Raw genomic sequence first — 24,798 nt, 5'->3', positions numbered from 1 at the left:
GGATATGAATTGTGATTTATGTTAGAATGGAAAATGCCTTTGAAATAAGAGGTTTTATGATCTTTCCTATCCGATTGAAGGTTTTGGAGGAGAAATGGAAAGTTCGGATTATTTCTTGTTTCGAATGGTCAGACGTTCAACGTTAATGAAGAGTTAAATGGAGGATTTTATTAATGAAGTTTGTTATGTTCCTTGTAGGATTACTCGTTGTATTTGTACTCGGTTTTCTTATAAGTGCCGATCGAAAGAAGATTAAGTATAAACCAATCGCAATTATGCTTATTATTCAGCTAGTATTATCTTATTTCTTATTAAATACGCAAGTTGGTTATATTTTAGTAAAAGGAATTTCAGATGGATTTGGCGCACTTCTTGGATATGCGGAAGCTGGAATCGTTTTCGTATTTGGTGGTCTTGTTAATAAAGGAGAGGTTTCATTCTTCTTAACAGCGCTATTACCAATCGTATTCTTTGCGGTTTTAATCGGAATTCTGCAACACTTTAAAATTTTACCGATATTTATTCGTGCTATTGGTACGTTGTTAAGTAAAGTAAATGGTCTAGGAAAACTAGAATCATATAACGCAGTAGCAGCTGCCATTGTTGGACAAGCAGAAGTATTTATTACAGTAAAAGATCAATTAAGTAAAATCCCAAAACATCGTTTATATACATTATGTGCATCTTCTATGTCGACAGTATCGATGTCAATTGTGGGTTCTTATATGAAAATGATTGAGCCAAAATATGTAGTAACAGCACTTGTATTAAATTTATTTAGTGGTTTCATTATTATTCATATTATTAACCCGTACGATATTACAGAAGAAGAAGATACACTGAAATTAGAAAATAAGAAGAAACAATCATTCTTTGAAATGCTAAGCGAATATATTATGCTTGGTTTCACAATCGCGATCACAGTAGCGGCAATGTTACTTGGTTTCGTAGCATTAATTACAGCAATTAATAGCTTGTTTGATTCAATGTTCGGTATTACATTCCAAGCTATTTTAGGATATATTTTCTCACCATTAGCATTCGTAATGGGCATCCCGCAGGCAGAAATGGTAACAGCGGGACAAATTATGGCAACAAAACTAGTATCAAACGAGTTTGTTGCGATGCTTGATCTTGGAAAAGTAGCTGGTGATTTATCGGCTCGTACAGTTGGTATTCTTTCTGTATTCCTTGTATCATTTGCGAACTTCTCATCTATCGGAATTATCGCAGGTGCAACGAAAGGTATCGATGAAAATCAATCAAATGTTGTATCATCATTCGGTCTACGCCTTGTGTACGGTGCGACATTAGTAAGTATTTTATCAGCGATTATCGTTGGTGTTATGTTATAAAGTGAAACTTTAATTAGTGGGGGGAGCTTTATCCCCCGCTGATTATTAGTTGAACCAATCGGGCTTTTATGGGCAGTTAATCACCCATCTAACTTCTTTGTTTTCGCTGAATGTTGAGATGGGGGTCTTACTGCCCGTTAAAGCGGGGTAAAAAAAGGATGGCTCTAGCTCATAGCTAGGGCTATTTTTTTATGGTAAATTTACATGAAAAAACCAATTAATTAGGAATATATTAACATATAAAAATCTTTTAAAATTTATATTGCATTTCGACTAGATAACGCTTACAATTTGATTTGTAGGTGGTATCAATTTCAGACTTTCAAGTATGGTAGGAGAGAAGAAGCTACCTTTTATAAATTGCAATTTATGTAAACGCTTACTGATTTTAGATGGCAGTTGAATAGTTTTTAGGGGTTTTAAATTTTTTTAACAACAATGGTCAGACGTCATTCGTTATACGTTATACGACCAATAACTCGTGGGAGAAGTGGGGGATTCACATATGAAAATAGTAATGTTTCTAGTCGGTTTACTTGTAGTGTTTGTACTAGGTTTCCTTATCAGTTCAGATCGTAAGAAAATTAAATATAAACCAATTGCACTTATGCTTGTCATTCAATTGGTACTTGCGTATTTCTTACTAAATACAAAGGTCGGATTTGTATTAGTAAAAGGGATCGCAGATGGATTTGGTTCTATTTTAAAATTTGCGGAAGCTGGGGTTAACTTCGTATTTGGTGGTCTAGCAAACGATGGACAAGCACCATTCTTCTTAACAGTATTATTACCGATTATTTTCTTAGCAGTATTAATCGGGATCCTGCAACATATTAAAGTTTTACCGATTATCATTCGTGCAGTCGGTTTCCTATTAAGTAAAGTTAACGGTTTAGGAAAACTAGAATCATATAATGCGGTAGCAGCTGCAATCGTTGGTCAAGGGGAAGTGTTCATTACAGTAAAAGATCAACTAAGCAAATTACCGAAAAATCGTTTATACACACTTTGTGCATCTTCGATGTCTACAGTATCGATGTCAATCGTCGGCTCTTATATGAAAATGATTGATCCAAAATATGTAGTAACAGCACTTGTATTAAACTTATTCAGTGGATTCATTATCGTTCATATCATTAATCCATATGAAGTAAAAGAAGAAGACGATATTTTAGAATTACAAGAAGACAAGAAACAAACATTCTTTGAAATGTTAGGCGAATATATTATGCTTGGTTTCTCTATCGCTGTAACAGTAGCGGCGATGTTAATTGGTTTCGTAGCATTAATTACAGCAATTAATGGTGTATTCGATTCAATTTTCGGAATCACATTCCAAAGCATTTTAGGATACATCTTCTCACCATTAGCATTCGTAATGGGTATTCCAACATCAGAGATGTTACAAGCAGGACAAATTATGGCAACAAAATTAGTAACGAACGAATTCGTTGCAATGCTTGACCTTGGAAAAGTGGCTGGCGATTTATCAGCTCGTACAGTAGGTATTTTATCTATCTTCCTTGTATCATTTGCGAATTTCTCATCTATCGGAATTATCGCAGGTGCGACGAAGAGTATCGATGGCAAACAAGCAAACGTTGTATCATCATTCGGTTTAAAACTTGTATACGGTGCAACGTTAGTAAGTATATTATCAGCGATTATCGTTGGTGTTATGCTTTAATAAATTAAGAAAAGCAATGAGCGTAGGCTCATTGCTTTTTTGTTTAACTTGCTTTATCCAAATCTCTTTTAAAACGTGGTTTCTCTAAATAAGTTCCCAGTCTCCACACATATTCCACTGGACCCATCCGGTATTTCTGGAGCCAATAGGTGCTAACGAATAATTGAATCGTATAAATTCCAATGGTTAAAAGAATACCGAAGAAATAACCGATTTTACCGTATAAGCCAAATCCATATGCGTAAAAAATAGTTGTTGCGATAATAGATTGTGCTAAGTAATTACTAACGGACATTTTTCCCATGTTCGCCATGTAGGTTAGTAGACGAGATGCTTTTTTGTAATGGAATAATAAAATAATCGTACTTCCGTAAAAGAAGGTCATAGTTACTGGTGTAAGGCCATCTTGTAACATAATTAAAATCGGATGCTTTACGAACATAGCTAAGATTTTAATTGTAAAAGAGAAGAGACCAGTGACAAACCAGATTTTTTTGACAGCAGGTATATGTTTACTGACCTCAAATAGCCAGCCTTTTTTCCCTACATACATTCCGAGTAGGAACAGTGGAGACATAAAAATTATTGCGAAAACTGATATGAAAAATAATCCGAATGCACCGTCAATTCCCATGTAATCAAAAGGATTTTCAGTCAATCTAAAGTTGACGTGATCCATATAGCTTCCAGTTTGATGGACTTTATGTTCTTTTTCAGTATAAGGTGCGAAATCATTTATATTTGTAGATGGATCAGTTTGATAAGACATAAGTGTAGTAAGTGCGAGTAGAATAATCGCCCAAATAAGCAAAGTTTTCGGTTTTCGATTGATGAATATCATTAAAAAAATCCCGATTATTCCGTATGCAAATAAAATATCTCCCTCCCAAACAAAAGTGCCATGAATGTAGCCGAGTAGTAAAAGAATGATAATACGTCTTATGTATGTGGGGAAGAATTTTTTTCCTTTTACGATAATACTTTTTTGTAACAAAATAATGCTAAGCCCAAATAGAAAAGAAAATAGGGATATAAAGTTATGTGTGCCGAAAAATTGAATAAACCAATTAGCACCTTTATCAAGATCGCCAAATAGATAAGTTGGTTTTTCACTGGTGAAGAACCCAAATTGAATTAATGTCATATTGACTAGTAAAATGCCAAACAAAGCGAAACCACGAATTGCATCAACAGCTTCTACACGTTGATTCATTTTTCCTCTCCTCGTATATTCGTTTTTATATTGAAAATAATACCATTTTATATCTGGCACTATGTCAAATATGAGGAAATTTAAGGTGATTTTAAGATAGAGAGCAAACAAAAAAATCACCTTAATACATGTATTAAGGTGATTGAAATATTACTCAGCTGGAGGCGTAAATGTACGTTTCTCTAATTCAGCATCTAGCATAAACAGTGCGTTTGAATCGCTTGTAATACGTTTTAGTTTTTGGATGATGCTATCGAATGAAGCTTCTTCTTCAACTTGTTCGTCAACGAACCATTTTAAGAATGTAATTGTTGCATGTTCACGCTCATCCCAAGCGATATCAGATAAGTTGTAAATACGTTTCGTTACTTCACGCTCGTGCTCAAGTGCGACTTCAAAAGCGTTTAATACAGATTCGTATTCGTTATTCGGATTATCAAATCCAGTAATAATAGCGCGCTCTCCGCGGTCATTAATATAGTTGTAAAGCTTCATTGCGTGGAAACGTTCTTCTTCAGCTTGTACAAGGAAAAAGTTAGCGAATCCATCATAGCTCTCAGCTGTACAGTAAGCAGCCATTGCCATATAAGCATGGGCAGAGTAAAATTCAAAGTTCATTTGTTCATTTAATGCGTCGTGCAATTTTTTTGATAACATAAAATCCCCCTTAGTATTGTGACAAGAATATTATACCATAATTGATAATATTCTCATTTAGATACTTCGAACCTTTTCGAAAGCTTTGTGACGTGTGCGTCCATAATGTCTTGTAAGTCTAAATCATATTTTTGCGAAAGAATAATAAGGTTAGATAGTACATCGCCAAGTTCTTCTTTTAGTTCTTGTTTTAGCTCTTCTTCTGTTTTCGCATCTTCATCAGGGCGATCGCGGCCGATTTCAATAGCACGAACGACTCGTGAAACTTCCCCAACTTCCTCGTTTAAGAAATTTAAGCGAATAAAGGCATTATACTGTGACCAGCTTCGTTTTTCGTAAAATTCCTCAACCCATCTTTGAAATGCAACGATATCCATTTCTTCCTCATCTCCTCAATATGTTGTACAATGTTCATTGTATCATAACAATATATAGTTTCGGGGTGTAGGAATGAGAAAGATTTGTGTGTTTGCAGGTTCTAATTTAGGGGAGAGACCAGAATTCAAAGAGCAGGCAATTCAGTTAGGTAAAATGTTTGTTGAGAACGAGTATGAGCTCGTATACGGTGGTTCATGCGTTGGATTAATGGGAGAAGTAGCAAACGAAGTTCTTCGTTTAGGTGGACGTGTAACAGGTGTTATGCCACGCGGTCTATTCCGAGGAGAAATTGTGCATACAGGATTAACAGAATTAATTGAAGTAGAGACGATGCATGAACGTAAAGCGAAAATGGCAGAGCTTGCAGATGCTTTTATTGCGCTTCCAGGCGGATACGGAACGTTTGAAGAACTATTTGAAGTTGTATGTTGGTCACAAATTGGTATACACAATAAGCCGGTTGGTTTATTAAACATAAAAGGTTTTTACGGACCAATTCTGCAAATGGTTGAACGTGCAGCAGAAGAAGGATTTATGAATCCATCAAATAAAGAATTGATCGTTTCAGCTGAGAAGGCAGATAAACTAATTCATGCAATCCAAAATTATGAGCGTCCTGTTTTGGGGACGAAGTGGAAGCAACTATCATAGCAAATACGGAAACACATGTCGTTTTAATTTAAGATGGCATGTGTTTTTAATTTGGTTAAATATGTTAATGTTTAGATGTAATGTTTTTGGGAAAGGAGAAATAGATGGAGGAGTTTGTGTATTTAAGGCCGGTTTTCAAATGTATATTAGCGGCATCTATACTTGTTATGCTAATTGTTTTAAGGCAGAAGAAAGAGCTGATTAATGAATTTTCACTTTGGTTTATCTCGGTATTATGTATCGGTGTTACTGCGATAACGTTGTTTATGTCCGGCTTTATCGTTGATGAGTATGATCTAGGTGGAGATCCACAATCGTTTTGTATGTTTATTACGATTGATTGTATTAGTGGTCTGAATTTCATTATTTATTACAGAAGGCAATAAAAGAGGCATTCCATATTACTTTGGAATGCCTTTATCATTTTGATTGCTTTGTTTTTTATATAGGTACCAGCCACCCCAGCCGCCACCAATTGCTACGACAACGAGGAAAGCATAGTCTTTCACCTCGACACGTATATTAAAAATATTAGCTATAAGTAAGAGAATCCCAACTGTTATCAACGCAAAAAATGCTCTAATTAAGTAGTCTTTCAACTGAACCGCTCCCGTCATTTAAGTAGTAAATGATGAATTTGGAAAAGCCTTTTGGATCTATTTTACTAAAGGGTGTTTCCTATATTTTAACATAGATGAGATTGTAATATAGTGATGAAAGTGGAGGAGAGGGGCGCTGATATTGTCTTGATTTGTCGGCAAATTGATATCCTTTGTCGAATCGTTGATATATTGCGGGTAATGATTGATATAATGAAAAAAGCGTTGATATATTTCGAGTAATGATCGATATATTTGAAAAATCGTTGATATAATTTCGTGTACCGTTAAGTGCAACCATTACAGAAAAAAGCGACTCTGAGCGAGCCGCTTCCGCTTTAATTTTATTATCTAGCTCCGGTAGCTAGAATGTTCGGTGGCTTCGCTTTTTCCTGCGAGGCAAAGAGCGCCTCTACGTCAAAAGCTCCATCCCCCTCACATTCTGAGCAAGCTACCTCCGCTTTTAGGTGATATCCAGCTCCAGCGGCTAGAACAGTCGGTTGTTTCACTCCTTCATTCGAGGCAAAAAGCGCCTCGTAATCAGGAGTTCCAACACCCTCCTGTTCTAAACGAGCCGCTTCCGCTTTTAAATCTATTATTGATTCAAGAACGCACGTAGCATCCAAGCGTGTTTTTCTAGTTCTGTGTAGATGCCTAGTAGTAGGTCAGATGTCATTTCGTCGTCAGAGTTTTGAGCAATTTCCATGCCTTTTTTCAGTTCGACTAGCATCATTTCGTAGTCTTTCATGATTGCTTCGACCATCCCTTCTGCAGTTTCTCCGTATGCTGCTTCTTGAATAGAAGATAGTTCTAAGTATTCTTTCATTGTTGCTACTGGTTTGCCTCCAATTGCTAAAATACGTTCTGCAATTTCGTCGATGTGAGTAGCTGATTCTGTGTAAAGTTCTTCGAATTTCTCATGTAATGTGAAGAATTGAGGTCCTTTTACGTACCAATGGAAGTTGTGTAGTTTTGTGAATAAAACGCTCCAGTCTGCTACTTGTTTGTTTAATACTTCGATTACTTGTTTGTTCATTATGATCAATCTCCTTTTGAGTTGTTATGTTATATCAATTACTAATTTATAATCATTATAATCTAGTAATTTCTATAAATCAACCCTTTTGCTGGAATTAATTTGAACAAATTATGAACTGTTGTAAATAAAAGGCCCTATTACGGTGAAGTAATAGGGCCTTTGTTTGTTAAACAGCCTTCTGTTTTTCTTCTACATCCTGTCCATCCCAGCACTCTGTATTCTGTAAACCAGGGATAGAGCTTGCAACGAAAACAGGATCTTTTCCTTGTTTCTTTTGCTTCAAATAGTCTACTAATGCAGCGTAAGCAAATTTGCTAAGGAATGAGATGGCAATTAAGTTTGTGAATACCATTAGTCCCATGAATAAATCAGCTAAACTCCAAACTGTTTTAAGAGCAGCGATTGATCCGAAGAATACCATTCCGACAACTGCAACACGATAAATCATTAACCATGTTTTGCTTTCTTTAATGAATGCAATATTTGTTTCACCATAATAGTAGTTTCCTAGTAGAGAACTGAAAGCGAATAGGAAAATAATAATCGCTAAGAAAGTGCTTGCCCACGGTCCGATTTGTGAACTTAAAGCGTTTTGCGTTAATTCGATACCTTCTAAATTTGATCCTTTGTAAAGTCCAGAACATAATACGATAAATGCTGTTGATGTACATACTAAGAATGTATCTACGAAAACACCTAATGCTTGAACAAGTCCTTGTTTTACAGGGTGAGATACATCTGATGTTGCTGCTGCGTTAGGAGAGCTACCCATACCTGCTTCTGTCGCGAATAAACCGCGCTGAATTCCGAACTTGATTGCTGCTCCAATACCACCAGCGATGGCTTGGTCTAAACCGAATGCACCGTTAAAGATTTCCATGAAAATGCTTGGTAACATATTGAAGTTGTTAATAACGACAAAAATAGCCACGCCGATATAAACGATTGCCATTGGCGGAACAATCATTTCTGTAATACGTGAAATGCTCTTAATACCACCAAAAATAATGACTGCAACTAATAAGGCTAATAGAGCTCCTACGATTGTTCGCTCTAGTCCAAAAGCATTTTCAAACGCTATTGTTACTGTATTCGCTTGTACTGAATTGAAAATTAATCCGTACGCAACTGTAATAAGAAGTGAGAACCAAACACCCATCCAGCGTTTGTTTAATCCTTTTTCCATGTAATATGCCGGCCCACCACGGAACCTGCTACCATCTTTTACTTTATAAATTTGAGCGAGCGTACATTCTACGAAACTAGTAGCTGCTCCGATAATTGCGATAAACCACATCCAAAATATTGCGCCAGGTCCACCCATTGAAATTGCTAGTGCTACACCGGCTAAGTTCCCGATACCGATACGTGCTGCTGCACTTAAGCAAAATGCTTGGAATGGGGAGATGCTATCTTTCTTTTTTTCTTTTCGATTAAACCCTTTACTAATTAAGCTGACCATCTCACTGAAATGAGTAATTTGGACAAATTTTAATTTAAAAGAGAAGTAAAGACCGAAGCCGATTAGCATTGCAATAAGAATATATGACCATAAAATATTATTCGTTACCTCAAGGAATCTGCTAAAGATATCAACCATATAATACACTTCCTTTTTTTCGTAATAAGAAAATTATATGCAAAAAATATACGAGAATCAATTTTTCTAAAAAATTATGTTACTTAAATCATTTTTGTGTTATGATTATGTTACATCGTAATATTTTTAGAATTATTTACATTTTAAAAAACTAAATTTAAAGCGAGAAAGTGGGGATAATTTGAAAGAAGATTCTTTATTGAAAGTAAGCCTTGAGAGTTTGAAAATGAGAAGTAATATGTTTTTTATCATTACATCTTTAAGTATCTTTTTAGGGGCAACTTATTATTACAATAAAAGATTTCCAAATCACAAATATCCTGAGTGGTTAGAATTTCTAAAGTTGATTGGATGAATAAAAGACAGAAAAACAGAAAATTAAAATAAATAAGTTATGGAGGAGCTAAAAATGAATATTAGAGAAAGTGAACTTCCGGGTATTGGTTATAAGTTTCAAATCGTTACGAAAGGTAACGAAAAGATGGTAATTGTCATTCATGATGATGGGCGTAGAGAAATGTATCATTTTGATTCAGACCATGAAGAAAGCATCTCAAGTATTTCACTACGTGACTCAGAGGCAAGGCAAATCGCAGCAATATTAGGTGGAATGGTATATAAGCCTAGGGCGTTAGAAAATGTTGAGATGGTTTTTGAAGGTTTAGCGATTGAGTGGTTCAAAGTGGAGAATACAGCTCCAGCAATCGGAAAAACAATTGGCGATCTTGAAATAAGAAAAACATATAGCGTAACGATAATCGCGGTTATGAAGAAGAACATGAAGAAGCTATTTAATCCAGGACCAGAAACAGTAATTGAAGAAGGAGATATGCTTGTAGTTTCAGGTGAGAGAGAAGAAATTAAAAAAATCATTAATGAATTACTTTCAAATAGGGGGGACTGACTAGATGGATACGTTAATTTTTGAAGTTGGTACAGCTTTAGTTTTAGTGGCAATTGCAGCGGTAATTGCTGGAAAATTTAAATTCTCAGTAATTCCTTTTCTAATTGTTCTTGGAATGTTAGTAGGACCGCATGCACCGACAATAGGTGTTATCGATCTCAAATTTATTGAAAGTGCAAGTGTAATTTCCTTCCTTGGACGGATTGGGGTTCTATTCCTTCTATTCTATCTAGGATTAGAATTTTCAATGAAAAAACTAATTAAATCTGGACGCTCTATTGCGATTGGCGGAACGATTTATATTTTAATTAACTTTTCACTTGGTTTGTTATACGGATTTATAATGGGATTCCCATTACTAGAAATCTTAATTATTGCGGGTATTATTACGATTTCTTCTAGCGCTATCGTTGCTAAAGTGTTAGTGGACTTAAGAAGAACTGGTAATAATGAAACCGAATTAATTTTAGGAATTATTATGTTTGAAGATATATTCCTTGCTGTATATTTATCAGTTGTTTCTGGTTTAGTACTAGGGGATCACGCTTCCTTCTTAGGCGCCCTTACTTCAATTGGAATTGCTTTAGGATATATGCTTCTATTCTTTATAGTAGCTAGAAAGGCTACGCCGTTATTAAATAAATTGCTCAATATTAGCTCAGATGAAATCTTTATTATTGTAGTATTTGCTTCGTTATTCTTCATTGCTGGTTTTTCAGAAACAATTCACGTTGCAGAAGCGATTGGGGCACTTCTTCTAGGATTAGTTTTCTCTGAGACAGAGCATAGTGATCGAATTGAACATCTTGTTGTTCCATTCAGAGATTTTTTCGGAGCTATTTTCTTCTTCAGCTTCGGGTTAAGTATTGATCCGTTCTCATTAGGCGGAGCGATATGGTTAACGTTAGGTGCTGTCCTTCTTACAATAATCGGCAACTTTGTAGCAGGAATGATTGCAGGAAGACAAGCAGGGTTATCTCATAAAGCATCAACAAATATCGGATTAACAATCGTTTCACGAGGAGAGTTCTCCATCATTATGGCTAATATCGGTATCGCCGGTGGTTTAATGTCAGTACTGAAACCCTTCTCAGCACTATACGTGCTTATACTATCCATTTTAGGCCCACTTTTGACAAAAGAGTCGAAGAATGTATATAAATTCTTAAATAAAATCTTTAAGTGGGATACGAAGACTAACTAAATTTAAAAAAATAAAGTACAAGATATTTCCTGCTTGTACTTTTATTTTTGCAATGAAAACAGTAAAGAGAGGTAAATGATGTTAGGAGAGTTGATTCATTCGGTTTTAGTTTTTTTAGAAGGACTTGGTTATTGGGGAATTATGCTTGGATTAATGCTAGAGGTTATTCCAAGTGAAATCGTATTGTCTTATGCAGGTTATTTAGTATCAACAGGAAGCATTACATTTTGGGGCGCTGTCGCGTTTGGTACAATTGGTGGTGTAATTGCACAACTATTCATTTATTGGATCGGTCGATACGGAGGAAGACCTGTTCTTGAGCGATATGGAAAATATATTTTAATTCAGAAGAAACATATTGATTATGCTGAAGATTGGTTTAATCGTTACGGAACTGGCGTTATCTTTACCGCACGTTTTATTCCGGTTGTGCGTCATGCTATTTCGATACCAGCGGGTATTGCGAAAATGTCACATGCTAAGTTTATTACGCTAACTACATTAGCTGTTATTCCGTGGTCAATTGTGTTTGTATATTTAGGTTTTAAATTAGGCACAGAGTGGGAAAGTATTAATAAAGTAGCTGGGCCATATGTGAAATACTTTGCACTTGCTGCTATTGTTTGTGCAATTGGTTACTTTGTATTAAAAAAAATGATGAGAAAAAAATGATTAGGGAAAAGGAATCTATGTCGACATAGATTCCTTTTTTATCACGCTATTTGCCGGGCAGTAAGATCCCCCACCTCAAAATTCAGAAGTTAGGTGGGGGGCGGGCTGCCCGTAAAAGCCCGATTGGTGAGGGCTGATAATCAGTGGGGATGAACAAAATTCCCACTGATTAAAGTTTCACTTTATTGGCATTTTTTCAAGGATGAAAGAATACGTTTAATATTTACCATATTGTGGCATACATATAGAAAAAGGTTGCTTGGAAAGGGGAATAAAGAGAAATGGAACTCCAGTTTCAAAATGTATATCAACAGGTAGAGAATTGGTATGTGTTGGATTCGGAGCTTCATTGGGATGTCAAAAAGCTGAGAGAGGATTTGTTTTCTCTTATTGAAGCATGTAAAACACCCGTTATTTTTTGTGATACGTGTGATGCAAACGATGTGCTTCTATCATTAGGGGAAGAGGAAGAAGAATTTCTATTCCCAGTAGGTGGTTTTTATCATAAAGAAAAACAATTAATCTTCGTTTGTATGTGGGAAGAGTATGAGCAAGTTCTCAAAACGCTACTGCATGAATTTCGCCATGCGATGCAGCATAAGAGAGACATATTGTATGTGGGAAGTGAACGGTACGAAGAGCGGTGGATTGAAAAAGATGCGAGGAAGTTCGCGGAGAGGAAATTGGATGAATATAAGAGTAGAAAGTTAATGTAAAGCATAGTGGAGAAATAGCGCTGTGCTTTCTTTGTGCTTATTAAAAATAAGTATTTGACTTTTATAAAGTTTAGTTCTAAACTAATGGTATAAAACGAGCGAGGTGATGAAATGAAAACAGAAGATAGACTAGGGCTACTATTATGGTTTCGTTTATCACGTTTTTATAATAAGAGTATTCGTGAGACGAATCAGCATTTGAAAAACTGGAATGTATCTGCCGCCCAGTTTGATGTGTTAGCTCAAGTTGGAGGACATGATCGTTTAACGCAGCAAGAACTTGGAAATAAGCTATTTGTTACGAAAGGAAATGTAACGCAGCTTTTAAATAAAATGGAGCAGCTTGAGTGGATTTCGCGTGAACAAGAGGGTACTACGAAATATATTTCTTTAACAGAAAAGGGAAGAGCTTTATATGAGGAAATCGTCCCACCTCAAGAAACGTTCCAAGCGGAGAAGTTTCATAATTTAAATATAGAGGAACAAAAGCAATTATTAACACTACTAAAAAAGTTACAGTAAGAAAAAATTTTAAAATAAATCTCGAATTCGAGATAGTATGAGGTGAAGGATATGTTTAGAAAAGTTGATCATAAAAATATGGGCAGAGCAAATCATGGTTGGTTAAATACACATTTTCATTTTTCTTTTGCCAATTACTATAATCCAAATAACATGAACTTCGGAGCGTTACGTGTTATTAATGATGATCTAGTAGCGGCACAAACTGGTTTTAATATGCATCCGCATCGCGATATGGAAATCATTTCGTACGTTGTAGATGGTGCTTTAACACATGAAGATAGCATGGGGAACCGCGGAACAATTGAGCGAGGACATGTTCAATATATGAGTGCTGGCACAGGTGTATTTCATAGCGAGCATAATTTAGGAAATGAAACACTACGTTTATTACAAATTTGGATTTTACCAGATCGTGCGGATCATAAACCAAACTATGGTGAGTTTAAATTTGATTGGAGCGAGCGTGAAAACGAATGGTTCCATATGGTATCTCCAGTAGAAGGGGAGGCACCAATTCAAATTCACCAAGATGCAAATTTATATTCTTTATCGTTAGATGCCGGAAAAGAAATTCATTTTCCTGTGCGAGAAGGCCGTCAATTGTATCTTGTTCAAATTGAAGGAAGCAGTGTAATAAATGGTGAAACGTTTGTTATGCGTGATGCAGCAGAATCTGTAGAAGAAGATATTCACATTCAAGCGAAAGGGCAATCACACTATTTAGCAATTGAATTGAAAAAACAATAAAAGGTTTATAGAAAAGAGGACATCTGATAGGATGTCCTCTTTTTTGATTGGAATTATCTGAAAAATGTTTCTCAAATTTTCGGTAGAGGTATCGGCTACAAAAATCAGAATTTTATAAAAGTGTCAAAAATCTTTATGGGAATGGGGAATGTTATAGTGAAAAAGCAAGTCATTTCATCAGCATTAGCGTTAACTGTTATCGCCGGGGGATTTGGAGCGTTTGGGGCAACGACAACGAAAGCGGAAGAACAAAAAATCCAATATCATCAAGAATTTAAAACACCTGCATACATAGGTGAAGAATGGAAAGCACCGGAAGGACTAAATAAAAAAGAGACGGTCTTTCAATACTTAGAGAGTAAGAAAGATATGTTTAAATTAGCAGGAAATATTGAAAAGCATTTTAATATCGTTGGAGAAGAAAAAGACGCTGAATCTGACACGACACATGTGAAGCTAGTTGAGAAACATAATAACATTCCTGTGTACGGTTCTGATCAAACTGTTACACTTGATAAAGAGAATAATGTAAAAGCATTCTTCGGACAAGTTATTCCGAATTTAGATGATAAAAATATCCCTGCATCTGCAAGCATTAGTGCGGAACAAGCAGAAACAATTGCAAAGGCAGATATTGAGAAAGAAATTGGTAAAGTAAAGAATTATGACGGTGTTAAAAAAGATTTATTTGTATATGAAAAGGACGGTAATTACTACCTTGCATATTTAGTTAAGGCATCGATTTCAAAACCAGCTCCAGGGTATTGGCATTATTTTGTTGATGCAACAAATGGAAATGTTATTGAGAAATATAATGCTGTAGATCACGTTACAGGGTTTGGCTACGGAGTATTAGGTGCTAGACAATCATTTGAAATTGCCCAAGATGAAAAAACGGGAGTATTCAACTTATTTGACGGTAAACGAGGACAAGGTATTCACACATTTGATGCAGAAAATATGGATGAAAACTTGTTTAATTTATTCTCACAATGGCTTGGATATACAGGCGAAGAAGTTGAAAGTAAATCTAAGTTCTTCGAAGATAAAGCTGCAGTTGATGCGCATGTAAATGCAGGAAAAGTATATGATTACTACAAAAAAACATTTAATCGTAACTCTTTCGATGATAAAGGTGCGAAGCTTATTTCAACTGTTCACGTAGGGGAGAGCTGGAATAACGCAGCTTGGAACGGTGTGCAAATGATGTATGGTGATGGCGATGGAAAAACATTCATTCCATTATCTGCTGGACTTGATGTTATCGGTCACGAATTAACGCATGCTGTAACTGAACATACAGCAAACCTTGTTTATAAAAATGAGTCAGGGGCGTTAAATGAATCGTTATCTGATATTATGGGTGTTATGGTTGAGAAGAAGAGTTGGGATTTAGGTGCTGACATTTATACACCTGGTAAACCAGGCGATGCACTTCGTTCACTAAAAGATCCAGCGTCTATTCCAAACCCATTAAAACCAGGTGAAGGTTACCCAGATCATTATAGTAAACGTTATACTGGAACAGCTGATAATGGCGGTGTTCATATTAACAGTAGTATTAATAATAAAGCTGCTTATTTAGTATCTGAAGGCGGAGATCATTACGGCGTGAAAGTAACTGGAGTGGGCCGTGAAGCGACAGAAAAAATTTACTACCGCGCTCTTACGAAATATTTAACTGCAAATTCTGACTTTAAAATGATGCGTCAAGCTGCTCTTCAGTCAGCTGAGGACTTATATGGTCAAAACTCTAAAGCTGTACAAGCTGTAACGAAAGCTTATGATGCAGTAGGCGTAAAATAATAGGTGAAAAAAACCTGACTAGAATGTCAGGTTTTTTTCTTTATCCCGCTATTTACCGGGCGGTAAGAACCGGAAGCAAAGAAGTTAGGTGGGGGCCTGCTGCCCGTAAAAGCCTGATTGGTGAGGGCTGATAATCAGTGGGGAATGAACAAGACCCCCAATGATTAAAGTTTCACTTTATTCCGCTAGTCGCGAATACCTAATGCGATTTTCGCCATACGTGACATACGTTCTTTCGACCACGGTGGATTCCAAACGACATTTACTTCTATTTCATTAACTTCAGGTACGTTTGTTGATAATACTTTTTTAACGTCTGATACGATTTGCCCAGCCATTGGACAACCGATAGAAGTCATAGTCATCGTAATGACAGCATTATTATTTTCATCTGCTGTAACATCATACACTAATCCAAGATTAACGATATCAACACCTAGTTCAGGGTCAATAACAGCTTCTAAATTAGCCAATAATTTATTTTCAAATGCTTCTTGTGACATAAGCAGCCCCTCCTACATTTTAATGATATCGATTCTCATTATAACGGAAATGAGCATAATGTGCAGGAAATGAGCTCAAAAAAAATATCCCTCTTTCAAACAGGGATATTTTTTGAAAATCTATTCTGTTTTAAAATGAGATACGAGTTGATCTAACTCTTCAACTGTTTGTTTCATTTTTCCAGCAGTTACTGTCATTTCATTCATAACGATAACTTTCTGTTCAGCAGATTGTGCCGTTGCGGCGGTTTCGCTGGATACTTCAGTCGAGATAGAAGCGATGTTATTAAGTGAAGCGTTCATTTCTTCAGCACTTGCAGCCATCTCTTCAGCGGTTGCTGATATGTCTTGCATTTGAGTAGATACTTTATTTACTTGTTCTACAATTGTTGTGAAAGAAGTACCAGCTTCACGAATAACATTAATGCCTTCAAATGCTTCAGAACGGCCTTGAGACATCATAGAGCTAGCAGTTTCTGTATCATTTTGAATTTGATGTAGTAATTGATTAATGTCTGTTGCAGCTGTTTTAGATTGTTCAGCAAGTTTTCGAACTTCGTCAGCTACGACAGCAAATCCTTTTCCTTGCTCGCCAGCACGAGCAGCCTCAATAGAAGCATTTAAAGCAAGTAAGTTTGTTTGCTCAGCGATATTAGAAATAGATTGTACAGCGGTATCGATATATTTCGTATGAGTGATTAGACGTTCAACCACTTCTGACGTAGCATTTACAGCTTCGTGTATCGTTGTCATTTGTGAAACGGATTTTTGGATAACGGTACTTCCATCGCTAGCATGTTCAGATGTGGCAACAGCAAGTTCCGCTACAGATGAAGCAGATTCAGCAATACGTTGAACACTTACTGCCATATCGTCCATTGCAGTTGAACTTTCTTCCATACTAGAAGTTTGTGATTGAATACTTGCGTTTAAGTTAGACATTGAGCTTTGGACTCTTATTGTCGCCTCACGTGATGTATTCGTTTTTTCTAGCATGTTTTCAGAAGCGGTTTGTACTTCCACTGATGTTTTTTGAACACGATTAATGATATGTTGTAGGTTTTCTAACATTTTATTAAATGATGCTGCGATAGCACCAATTTCATCGTTGCTATTTACTTGTAGACGTGCCGTTAAGTCACCTTCTTGAGAAGCTAACTCTTTTAGTTTTGTATCGATTTGTTGAATTGGTTTCACAAGTTTACCAGAGAACCACCATGCAAGAATAATTGCAACGACAATACAAATAACAAGTGATAGAAAGACTGCATATTCAATTCCTACTGAAGATTGATCAATTTTTTCAATAGATTGTTCACGTAATTTAGCTTGCTCATTACTGTAATTTGTGAAATCACCAATTACTTTATAGACAGTGCCATTTTCTGTAGAAGCTACTTGTAAAGCTTCTTCCCATTTTTGTTCTTTTGCAAGAGTGAATACTTTTCCTTCAACGAACTTTCTCCAAGTGGACCCCAATTCCATTGTGCTTTTCACGGACGAAGAAACATTTGGATTAGAAAGAAGTTTATCTTTTGAATCCTCCAGACGTTTACTCATCTCATTAAACTTGTCTAATTCGACTTGATCGTGTTGTAGTAAATAACCTCTTAAAGCAGAGAGTTGTACTTGATAAGCATCTCCACGTTCTTTCAATTCTGTTGCCAGTGGAGAAATTTCTTTTTGTAATGTTTCAGCTTTACGAGATTGGTCAATAGCAAAAAATAAAATAAATGCTAAGGCGATACCAAATAAAGCGCAAATCGTTCCCATCATGAACATAAGTTTTTTTCTGATACTTACAAAATTCATATGATAAAAAGCCTCCTTTGTGAAATCTTAGTATTAGAATTAATTAATTTAAAAAAATGAAAGAAAGCTTTACTCCAGTTGGAATAAAGCTTTCTTATTTCCTTTAGGAATTATAGCAGACGGAATGAGAGATAGAAAGATATATTTTAAAGTGAAAAAAGAGAGACTGTAAAACTTTCTTTCCTATACCTTTGAGCTTGTGTCATTTTCACTTTAAGCGTTTGTTTTGAAATGAGAAACGAGAATTTCAAGTTCTTGTACGATTGTTTTCATTTCAGATGATTTGTTAGCCACGATACTCATTTTGTTTACTTGATCACCAGCTGAATGTGCTGTTTGTGATGTTTCTGCAGCAACTTCGTTTGAAATAGAAGCGATATTATTTAAAGCTGCGTTCATTTCTTCAGAGCTTGCAGCCATCTCTTCAGCAGTTGCAGACATTTCTTGCATTTGAGTAGAGACTTTGTTAATGTGGTTAACAATTTCTGAGAATGAAGATCCGGCGGTACGAATAACCGTAATTCCTTCAGAAGCTTCTGCTTGACCTTGTGTCATCATGTCATTTGCTATTTTTGTATCGGCTTGAATTTGATGCAGTAAATGATTAATGTCAGTTGCGGCTAGTTGAGATTGTTCAGCAAGTTTTCGAACTTCATCGGCAACAACAGCGAATCCTTTGCCATGTTCACCAGCACGCGCTGCTTCAATAGAAGCATTTAAAGCGAGTAAATTTGTTTGCTCGGCGATATTCGAAATAGATTGAAGTGCAGTATCGATATGATTTGTATGTGTAATGAGTCGCTCAACTACTTGTGATGTAGCGTTAACAGCTTCGTTAATTGTATGCATTTGTGTAATAGATTTCTCAATGACTTTATTCCCATCATCTGCTTTTTCTGAGGTTGTGACAGCTAAACTAGTAACAGAAGAGGCGGCCTCAGCGATACGCTGAACACTCGTTGCCATGTCATCCATTGAGGTTGAACTTTCTTCAATGCTAGAAACTTGTGAACGAATATTGTGTTCAAGAGCATTCATAGTTTCTTGTGTCCTTGCGGTATTTTCCATAGAAGCGGTTGTTTCGATAAATACATTTTCGGAAGCTTCTTTTACACTTGTTGATGTTTGTTGAACTTGTTTTATTATATGCTGTAAGTTAGTGAGCATTTGATTAAAGGAATTTGCAATGTCACCAATTTCATCTTTACTCGTTACGTGTAATCTAGCCGTTAAATCTCCATCTTGAGAAGCTAATTCTTTCAACTTCTCATCAATTTGTCGAATTGGCTTAACGAGTTTACCAGAGAACCACCATGCTAATAAAATAGACGTTAATGTACATGTAATGAGTGAGAAGAAAATAATATATTGAATAAGTGATGAAGAAGACTCAACGTCAGCAATTAATGCGTCACGTTTCTCATTCTCTTCATTTGTATATTTATTAAAACGACCTAAAAGATCATTTACATAATCTGTTTGTGCTAAAGCAATTTTAGATGCTTCGTCCCATTTTCCTTCATGCGCAAGAGGTAGTACCTCATTATCTATGACGCTACGCCATTTTCCCCCCATTAAAATGGCTTCTTTCATTCCTTCTGGGAGCTTTTTGTCACTTGTTACTTTCTCTCTAGTATCAGCTAATTTTTTCCCTTCTCGGTTGAACTTATCTAATCCTTTTTGATCATGTGATAGCAAATATTCTTGTAAACCAGCAACTTGTGCCTGGAACCAATCGCCACGTTCTTTTAAAATCGTCGCTCTTTTCGATACATCATTTTTTAACGTTTCGATTTCACTTGCTTGATTCATGGCGAATGAAAGAATAACAATAAGAGCAATGCTAAATAAAGAAGAAATGCTTAAGAGTGTGAACAGTAGTTTTTTTCGAATACTAACATATTTCATCGTTACCCCTACCCTCATTTAAACTGTTTATTATGATTTATAGATATTTGGAGCGAAATTAATAAAAACATTATTATGAAGTTATTAATCTGTTCAATGAAAATTATAGCAGATAATGGAAGGAGTCAGATTGGTATTAGAAAAAGTTCTTAAAATGTATACATTTGCATATCATAAAATCCATAAATAAATATTAGAAATGCTATTGAAATTTGAAATAACATCATGTATACTTCTAATTAGTTGATAACGATTATCAGTATCAACTAAAACATTACTCTTCGTTATGTTGGTCATACCCCTTTTTGACGACGTAAGTCAGAGACGAAATGTTGAAATATCTTGTGTCCTATTCTACAGAATTATGGTAATCTCCAACCTCAACTTATATGCGCGAGCATGCAAAAAGGATCCTATCCGTGAAGGGATCCTTTTTTGCATGCTCGCGCAATTATTGTATATAGACCAGGGATACGTCCTTCGATTCCTTCTGGTGCAGTAGAAGGAAAGACCCATCTTTGATGAGATCCATGTTCTTCAACTAGTTTTTCAATTTTAAAATGTTCTTCCGCGAGCGTTGTAATAATTTCTCCTAACGTCCAGCGACGGATGGTTGTTTTAGGTAGCGATTCTTTCTGTGCTTCTGTAAGAAGGATGCTATAAGCAACATCATCTTCAATTAATTCTTCATCAAAATAATTTCCATTGGCCTGAAATGATGGGTGGTCGACTCCTAATAATTTCGTGTAAACAGGATGATAGTCACGAAGGATAAGCATTCCATCTCCTTTAAGCATGGTAGCAATTTTTTGAAAGAGCGGTTTTAAATCTAGAAAGTAATGGAGTACACCAAGTTCCAGCAATACGATATCAAATGATTCGGAGAGCTGCACATTTAATACATCAGAGACGACATACTGGATAGAGACACCTGCTGCGTCCGCAAGTTCATTTGCATATTTTGCATTACTTGCTGAAATATCAACAACTGTTACGTTAGAGCCTAAAAGGGCGAGTGCGACAGCCTTATTCCCTTTTGACCCGAGTAAATTAATAATACGTTTTCCTTTCGGAGATTGTATGTAAGGTAAATAGTGATCTACTTCGCGCGCGGGGTCTTTCATGAGCTTTTTTGCATAATCAGCTGGCGCTCCATGGCGATTCGTCCAAGCTTCATAAGCAGCTGCATTCCAGCTTTTTTCATTACGTGTGCTTAATTGTTTTTGATTCAATCATATCACTCCTTTTGTGAACGTATAGTTATTCGGCAGGGGGATGGGATTTCCTTTTCTTTCTGGATAAAAGTTTGATTTTTCTGTGATTAAGTCGTACAATACTTGTTATACGTAAAAGCGTTGAAAAGGAAAAGTAGGATGAACACATTCTTTCCAGAGAGCTTCGGTAGCTGAGAAGAAGCAAGAATATTCATTTGAACAATGGCCTTTGAGCTTCGTCCTGAACTTATCAAATGATAATAGTAGGCGGCGACGAGAGTTGGTACTCGTTATCAAAACCACAGTATAAGAGCATATAGCTCCGTACTTGTTAAGGCTAATTATGTGAGTAATTAGCGAAATAAGGTGGTACCGCGACTGTTTATACAGCCCCGCCCTTATCTTTTTTAGATAAGGGCGGGGCTTTTTTATATTTAAAAGGAGGAATGTAAGATGAGTATTTTTATTGGAGGCGCTTGGCCGTATGCAAATGGTTCGTTACACCTTGGACATATTGCAAGTTTATTACCAGGAGATATTTTAGCACGTTATTACCGGGCAAAAGGTGAGGATGTGCTGTATGTTTCAGGGAGTGATTGTAATGGAACACCGATTACAATTAGAGCAAAACAAGAAGGTGTGACAGCAAAAGAAATTGCTAATAAGTACCATGAAGAATTCCAGCGATGTTTTCGTGATCTCGGTTTTACGTATGATTGCTATACACGTACAGATAGCGAACATCATCATGAAACGGTTCAAAATGTTTTTTTACGTTTATTAGAAGAAGGACATATTTATAAAAAAACAGTGGAACAAGCGTACTGTAAAACGTGTACGCAGTTTTTACCGGATCGTTATGTAGAAGGAATATGTCCACATTGCCATGAAGCAGCAAGAGGCGATCAATGCGATGCGTGTTCAGCTATTTTAGATCCACTCGATTTGTTAGAAAAGAAATGTAAGTTATGTGGTAGTACACCATCCGTACAGGAAACAGAGCATTTCTATTTCGCATTGCATACATTTCAGGAGCAAATTAAAAGGGATGTAGAAATTGCCAAACAAACAGGGACATGGCGCGACAATGCGATTCAACTAACAGAGAGATATGTAAAGGAAGGATTACTAGATAGGGCCGTATCACGTGATTTACCAATTGGGGTACCAATTCCAGTAGAAGGGTATGAAGATAAGAAAATTTACGTATGGATTGAAGCAGTGACAGGATATTATTCAGCGAGTAAACATTGGGCTGAAGAAACAGGAAAAGATGATCATGAGTTTTGGAATAGCGATGCGCAAACATATTATGTACACGGCAAGGATAATATTCCATTTCACTCCATCATTTGGCCAGCGGTATTACTTGGAATAGGGGAGGAAGCAATCCCGCGTCATATCGTTTCGAATGAGTATTTAACAGTAGAGAAAAGAAAGTTATCGACAAGTAAAAACTGGGCAGTATGGGTACCAGACATATTGGAACGCTATGATCCAGATTCTATTCGTTATTTTTTAACGATAAATGCACCAGAAAATCGTGATACTGATTTTTCGTGGCGTGAATTCATTTACAGTCATAATAGTGAATTGTTAGGGGCATATGGAAACTTCGTGAACCGGACATTAAAGTTTATTGAAAAGTATTATGATGGCATTGTACCGAAGGGAACTATCAATGTAGAGCTGAAAGATAAAGTAGAAGGACTATATAAAAATGTAGGAGAGGCGATTGAGCAAACTAAATTTAAAGTGGCGTTAGAGACAATATTTGATGCAGTACGTTTTGCAAATAAATATTTTGATGAGAGGCAGCCTTGGAAAGAAAGAGAAGATGATTCAGTTTCATGTGAAGAAACGATTTATAATTGTATTTATCTTATTGCTAATTTTGTAAATCTCCTTGAACCATTTTTACCATTTTCAAGTGAAAGAGTTCGAAACACATTGTCGATTGTTAAACGAAATTGGGAACCGCAAAATACGTTGCCGAATAGAATTGATAGCGTACAGCCATTATTTGAGCGAATCGATGTAAAACAAATTGAGCATGAGATAGAGAAGCTGTATGGAGCGGTAAAATGAGATAGAGAAAAAGACCTTTCAAGTAAATGAAAGGTCTTTTGTTATGTAGTATGATTCTCTTTCTTATCTTTCAAAAAGAAAAGTACAGCAAGGATTACAAGAATAATAGCTGCAATATCATACGTTATTTTAAATGTAGTATTAAAGTTTAAGTACTCTACGAAAGGAGTTTTCACTGCTCCTGCATATATACAAACGGGAATGAGAAGTAAATCGTAAAATTTCTTTTCTTTCATATATCTTATTAGGAAGAAGATACACATAATAGCAAAAAATACGATGCTTAAAATAGTCATTTATACCTCCCGATAAATTTACTTATTTTAATTGCAGTTATATTTTTATCCCGCATTAACGGGCAGTAAGACTCCACCTCAAAATTCAGCGAAAGCGAAGAAGTTAGGTGGGATCAACTGCCCGTAAAAGCCCGATTGGTGAGGGCTGATAATCAGTGGGGGATGAACAAAACCCCCACTGATTAAAGTTTCACTTTATATAAATTCTGTATTTTTTTTCAAGCGCTATGCACGCGATTATGTTTCCTTTCTTTCCTAGCCGTAAGCAGCTGGGGAGTGAAAATTCCAAGCAATATAAAAATAATTCCAATCCACTGCATGAAGGTTACGACTTCATGTACAAGTGTAATAGAAGCGATAATAGCAGTTGGTAATTCAGCTGCACCTAATATCGTGCTAAGTCCTGTTCCAACTTTTGGTACACCTATTGAAAAACAAATGACAGGTACAACAACGCCGAATAATCCGAGGAAGAAAGCATATTTCCATAGACCAGCTTGCAGGGCACCATCTGTTAAAAAGGTCGGCGGGAAGAATAGGCATACGATAAGAGTCGCACTTGTTGTCATAAGAAAGCTTTTCGTATAAGGGGGAACATCTGTAGCAACGCGTCCGCTTGCAAAAACATAGAATGAAAAAGAGACAGCAGCTAATAGTCCAAAGATAATCCCTTTCGTAGAAAAACTTTGTCCGAGGCCTTCAAATATACCACCTGCAAACAATGTACCAGCAAATAAAATAAGGATAGATATGATCTTATCGCGGCTTGGAAATGTTCGATTTGCAATTGCTTCGATAATGACACCAATCCAAGTGAACTGAAAGAGTAGGACGACAGCGATAGATGCGGGTAGCTCTTCTACAGAAATAGCGTAGAAAATTCCAGTCATACTCATTGTTGTTCCGACGGTTAGTAATGAAAAGAATTGTTTTTTTGTTACTTTATGACGTGAAAAGAAAAGAACGAGTAGAAATAGTCCAATCCATCCGAAGACATATTGTCCTCCTAATAGTTGATGTGCTGAAAATCCACTTAGGAATCCGAGTTTGAAAATAGTTGAGAGTATGCCGTAGCTGCAAGCACCGAATAAAACGAGCAATGAATATTTAAACTTATCCATGAAAAATCCTCCTTTTAAGTAATAAAAAACGCCCGCTATCCAAATAAGGATAACGGGCGAACGAAACAGAGTAAGACACTCTACAAAATTCCGCCACTCACAC

General features: G+C 36.2%; 25 protein-coding genes and 1 other annotated feature. Of the genes, 12 read left to right on the top strand and 13 right to left on the bottom strand.

Features of this window, described 5'->3' with window-relative positions:
- Positions 1-173 precede the first annotated feature (173 nt).
- Both C4S65_RS28280 and C4S65_RS28270 read left to right on the top strand, forming a co-directional pair.
- Positions 174-1,355 (top strand): nucleoside transporter C-terminal domain-containing protein, encoded by a 1,182-nt coding sequence (locus C4S65_RS28280; RefSeq protein WP_000673845.1) that lies wholly within the window; start codon positions 174-176, stop codon positions 1,353-1,355.
- Between the two features lie 505 nt (positions 1,356-1,860).
- Positions 1,861-3,042, top strand: a complete 1,182-nt coding sequence (locus C4S65_RS28270) for a nucleoside transporter C-terminal domain-containing protein (RefSeq protein WP_000706853.1) — start codon at positions 1,861-1,863, stop codon at positions 3,040-3,042.
- 43 nt (positions 3,043-3,085) lie between these two features.
- On the opposite strand, the gene C4S65_RS28265 is transcribed toward C4S65_RS28270, so the two are convergent.
- The 3 genes from C4S65_RS28265 to C4S65_RS28255 all read right to left on the bottom strand — a co-directional run bounded on the left by C4S65_RS28265 (position 3,086) and on the right by C4S65_RS28255 (position 5,289).
- Positions 3,086-4,255: a DUF418 domain-containing protein gene (locus C4S65_RS28265; RefSeq protein ID WP_086406405.1), complete on the bottom strand. Its 1,170-nt coding sequence runs from the start codon at positions 4,253-4,255 to the stop codon at positions 3,086-3,088.
- 150 nt (positions 4,256-4,405) lie between these two features.
- Positions 4,406-4,912: a ferritin gene (locus C4S65_RS28260; protein WP_000949403.1), complete on the bottom strand. Its 507-nt coding sequence runs from the start codon at positions 4,910-4,912 to the stop codon at positions 4,406-4,408.
- 53 nt (positions 4,913-4,965) lie between these two features.
- A complete protein-coding gene (locus C4S65_RS28255) occupies positions 4,966-5,289 on the bottom strand; it encodes a MazG-like family protein (RefSeq protein ID WP_000355741.1) in 324 nt (107 codons plus the stop codon).
- 88 nt (positions 5,290-5,377) lie between these two features.
- On the opposite strand from C4S65_RS28255, the gene C4S65_RS28250 reads away from it, so the two are divergent.
- Both C4S65_RS28250 and C4S65_RS28245 read left to right on the top strand, forming a co-directional pair.
- Complete coding sequence (locus C4S65_RS28250) at positions 5,378-5,941, top strand: TIGR00730 family Rossman fold protein (protein ID WP_170959193.1); 564 nt, start codon at positions 5,378-5,380, stop codon at positions 5,939-5,941.
- Between the two features lie 104 nt (positions 5,942-6,045).
- On the top strand, positions 6,046-6,327 hold the full coding sequence (locus C4S65_RS28245; protein WP_061666134.1) for a hypothetical protein: 282 nt from the start codon (positions 6,046-6,048) through the stop codon (positions 6,325-6,327).
- A 15-nt stretch (positions 6,328-6,342) separates the two neighbouring features.
- Here C4S65_RS28245 and C4S65_RS28240 read toward each other — a convergent pair whose 3' ends face one another.
- The 4 genes from C4S65_RS28240 to C4S65_RS28225 all read right to left on the bottom strand — a co-directional run bounded on the left by C4S65_RS28240 (position 6,343) and on the right by C4S65_RS28225 (position 9,179).
- Positions 6,343-6,540: a hypothetical protein gene (locus tag C4S65_RS28240; protein WP_000656312.1), complete on the bottom strand. Its 198-nt coding sequence runs from the start codon at positions 6,538-6,540 to the stop codon at positions 6,343-6,345.
- 347 nt (positions 6,541-6,887) lie between these two features.
- Positions 6,888-7,166, bottom strand: coding sequence for a hypothetical protein (locus C4S65_RS34105; protein WP_061666133.1), 279 nt, complete (start codon positions 7,164-7,166; stop codon positions 6,888-6,890).
- A complete protein-coding gene (locus C4S65_RS28230; protein ID WP_001041897.1) occupies positions 7,136-7,576 on the bottom strand; it encodes a Dps family protein in 441 nt (146 codons plus the stop codon). Before C4S65_RS28230 ends, C4S65_RS34105 begins: the two co-directional genes overlap by 31 nt.
- 169 nt (positions 7,577-7,745) lie before the next feature.
- Positions 7,746-9,179 carry an alanine/glycine:cation symporter family protein gene (locus C4S65_RS28225; protein WP_000227587.1) on the bottom strand — a complete coding sequence of 478 codons (1,434 nt, stop codon included), beginning with the start codon at positions 9,177-9,179 and terminating at the stop codon, positions 7,746-7,748.
- Between the two features lie 409 nt (positions 9,180-9,588).
- Between C4S65_RS28225 and C4S65_RS28215 the strand changes: the two genes are divergently transcribed.
- The 7 genes from C4S65_RS28215 to nprB all read left to right on the top strand — a co-directional run bounded on the left by C4S65_RS28215 (position 9,589) and on the right by nprB (position 15,753).
- Positions 9,589-10,083, top strand: coding sequence for a cation:proton antiporter regulatory subunit (locus C4S65_RS28215; protein ID WP_001026075.1), 495 nt, complete (start codon positions 9,589-9,591; stop codon positions 10,081-10,083).
- 4 nt (positions 10,084-10,087) lie between these two features.
- Entirely contained in the window at positions 10,088-11,287 is a 1,200-nt protein-coding gene (locus tag C4S65_RS28210; protein WP_000380223.1) for a cation:proton antiporter, read from the top strand.
- Positions 11,288-11,365: 78 nt separating this feature from the next.
- Positions 11,366-11,959: a DedA family protein gene (locus C4S65_RS28205; protein ID WP_000900215.1), complete on the top strand. Its 594-nt coding sequence runs from the start codon at positions 11,366-11,368 to the stop codon at positions 11,957-11,959.
- Between the two features lie 281 nt (positions 11,960-12,240).
- On the top strand, positions 12,241-12,675 hold the full coding sequence (locus C4S65_RS28200) for a DUF3920 family protein (RefSeq protein ID WP_000422790.1): 435 nt from the start codon (positions 12,241-12,243) through the stop codon (positions 12,673-12,675).
- A gap of 111 nt (positions 12,676-12,786) precedes the next feature.
- Positions 12,787-13,197, top strand: coding sequence for a MarR family transcriptional regulator (locus C4S65_RS28195; protein ID WP_000845486.1), 411 nt, complete (start codon positions 12,787-12,789; stop codon positions 13,195-13,197).
- A gap of 51 nt (positions 13,198-13,248) precedes the next feature.
- On the top strand, positions 13,249-13,947 hold the full coding sequence (locus C4S65_RS28190) for a pirin family protein (RefSeq protein ID WP_086406408.1): 699 nt from the start codon (positions 13,249-13,251) through the stop codon (positions 13,945-13,947).
- 156 nt (positions 13,948-14,103) lie between these two features.
- Complete coding sequence (nprB, locus tag C4S65_RS28185; protein WP_103945695.1) at positions 14,104-15,753, top strand: neutral protease NprB; 1,650 nt, start codon at positions 14,104-14,106, stop codon at positions 15,751-15,753.
- 185 nt (positions 15,754-15,938) lie between these two features.
- On the opposite strand, the gene C4S65_RS28180 is transcribed toward nprB, so the two are convergent.
- The 4 genes from C4S65_RS28180 to C4S65_RS28165 form a co-directional block, all read right to left on the bottom strand.
- Positions 15,939-16,256 carry a metal-sulfur cluster assembly factor gene (locus C4S65_RS28180; RefSeq protein WP_000076422.1) on the bottom strand — a complete coding sequence of 106 codons (318 nt, stop codon included), beginning with the start codon at positions 16,254-16,256 and terminating at the stop codon, positions 15,939-15,941.
- A 120-nt stretch (positions 16,257-16,376) separates the two neighbouring features.
- Positions 16,377-18,068: a methyl-accepting chemotaxis protein gene (locus C4S65_RS28175; protein ID WP_086790435.1), complete on the bottom strand. Its 1,692-nt coding sequence runs from the start codon at positions 18,066-18,068 to the stop codon at positions 16,377-16,379.
- 213 nt (positions 18,069-18,281) lie between these two features.
- A complete protein-coding gene (locus C4S65_RS28170) occupies positions 18,282-19,976 on the bottom strand; it encodes a methyl-accepting chemotaxis protein (RefSeq protein ID WP_000878434.1) in 1,695 nt (564 codons plus the stop codon).
- A 413-nt stretch (positions 19,977-20,389) separates the two neighbouring features.
- Positions 20,390-21,208 carry a class I SAM-dependent methyltransferase gene (locus C4S65_RS28165; protein WP_061666128.1) on the bottom strand — a complete coding sequence of 273 codons (819 nt, stop codon included), beginning with the start codon at positions 21,206-21,208 and terminating at the stop codon, positions 20,390-20,392.
- 114 nt (positions 21,209-21,322) lie between these two features.
- Positions 21,323-21,593 (top strand) — a binding site (T-box leader).
- 50 nt (positions 21,594-21,643) lie between these two features.
- On the opposite strand from C4S65_RS28165, the gene metG reads away from it, so the two are divergent.
- Complete coding sequence (gene metG, locus C4S65_RS28160) at positions 21,644-23,278, top strand: methionine--tRNA ligase (RefSeq protein WP_086790433.1); 1,635 nt, start codon at positions 21,644-21,646, stop codon at positions 23,276-23,278.
- Positions 23,279-23,319: 41 nt separating this feature from the next.
- On the opposite strand, the gene C4S65_RS28155 is transcribed toward metG, so the two are convergent.
- Together C4S65_RS28155 and C4S65_RS28145 are read right to left on the bottom strand one after the other, a co-directional pair.
- Entirely contained in the window at positions 23,320-23,574 is a 255-nt protein-coding gene (locus C4S65_RS28155; RefSeq protein ID WP_061666127.1) for a hypothetical protein, read from the bottom strand.
- Between the two features lie 218 nt (positions 23,575-23,792).
- Positions 23,793-24,695, bottom strand: coding sequence for a DMT family transporter (locus C4S65_RS28145; RefSeq protein ID WP_000357151.1), 903 nt, complete (start codon positions 24,693-24,695; stop codon positions 23,793-23,795).
- Between the last annotated feature and the right edge of the window lie 103 nt (positions 24,696-24,798).

Origin of the sequence: Bacillus sp. ok061 (genome assembly GCF_900108285.1) — a bacterium.
GTDB lineage: Bacteria > Bacillota > Bacilli > Bacillales > Bacillaceae_G > Bacillus_A > Bacillus_A thuringiensis_S.
The sequence above is the reverse complement of the archived record's forward strand: the minus strand, read 5'-3'. Positions and strand labels throughout refer to the sequence as shown.

Coding starts and splice junctions, on each gene's coding strand:
- C4S65_RS28280 (WP_000673845.1), top strand. CDS start 174: ATGAAGTTTGTTATGTTCCTTGTAGGATTACTCGTTGTATTTGTACTC.
- C4S65_RS28270 (WP_000706853.1), top strand. CDS start 1,861: ATGAAAATAGTAATGTTTCTAGTCGGTTTACTTGTAGTGTTTGTACTA.
- C4S65_RS28265 (WP_086406405.1), bottom strand. CDS start 4,255: ATGAATCAACGTGTAGAAGCTGTTGATGCAATTCGTGGTTTCGCTTTG.
- C4S65_RS28260 (WP_000949403.1), bottom strand. CDS start 4,912: ATGTTATCAAAAAAATTGCACGACGCATTAAATGAACAAATGAACTTT.
- C4S65_RS28255 (WP_000355741.1), bottom strand. CDS start 5,289: ATGGATATCGTTGCATTTCAAAGATGGGTTGAGGAATTTTACGAAAAA.
- C4S65_RS28245 (WP_061666134.1), top strand. CDS start 6,046: ATGGAGGAGTTTGTGTATTTAAGGCCGGTTTTCAAATGTATATTAGCG.
- C4S65_RS28230 (WP_001041897.1), bottom strand. CDS start 7,576: ATGAACAAACAAGTAATCGAAGTATTAAACAAACAAGTAGCAGACTGG.
- C4S65_RS28225 (WP_000227587.1), bottom strand. CDS start 9,179: ATGGTTGATATCTTTAGCAGATTCCTTGAGGTAACGAATAATATTTTA.
- C4S65_RS28215 (WP_001026075.1), top strand. CDS start 9,589: ATGAATATTAGAGAAAGTGAACTTCCGGGTATTGGTTATAAGTTTCAA.
- C4S65_RS28210 (WP_000380223.1), top strand. CDS start 10,088: ATGGATACGTTAATTTTTGAAGTTGGTACAGCTTTAGTTTTAGTGGCA.
- C4S65_RS28205 (WP_000900215.1), top strand. CDS start 11,366: ATGTTAGGAGAGTTGATTCATTCGGTTTTAGTTTTTTTAGAAGGACTT.
- C4S65_RS28200 (WP_000422790.1), top strand. CDS start 12,241: ATGGAACTCCAGTTTCAAAATGTATATCAACAGGTAGAGAATTGGTAT.
- C4S65_RS28195 (WP_000845486.1), top strand. CDS start 12,787: ATGAAAACAGAAGATAGACTAGGGCTACTATTATGGTTTCGTTTATCA.
- C4S65_RS28190 (WP_086406408.1), top strand. CDS start 13,249: ATGTTTAGAAAAGTTGATCATAAAAATATGGGCAGAGCAAATCATGGT.
- C4S65_RS28180 (WP_000076422.1), bottom strand. CDS start 16,256: ATGTCACAAGAAGCATTTGAAAATAAATTATTGGCTAATTTAGAAGCT.
- C4S65_RS28175 (WP_086790435.1), bottom strand. CDS start 18,068: ATGAATTTTGTAAGTATCAGAAAAAAACTTATGTTCATGATGGGAACG.
- C4S65_RS28170 (WP_000878434.1), bottom strand. CDS start 19,976: ATGAAATATGTTAGTATTCGAAAAAAACTACTGTTCACACTCTTAAGC.
- metG (WP_086790433.1), top strand. CDS start 21,644: ATGAGTATTTTTATTGGAGGCGCTTGGCCGTATGCAAATGGTTCGTTA.
- C4S65_RS28155 (WP_061666127.1), bottom strand. CDS start 23,574: ATGACTATTTTAAGCATCGTATTTTTTGCTATTATGTGTATCTTCTTC.
- C4S65_RS28145 (WP_000357151.1), bottom strand. CDS start 24,695: ATGGATAAGTTTAAATATTCATTGCTCGTTTTATTCGGTGCTTGCAGC.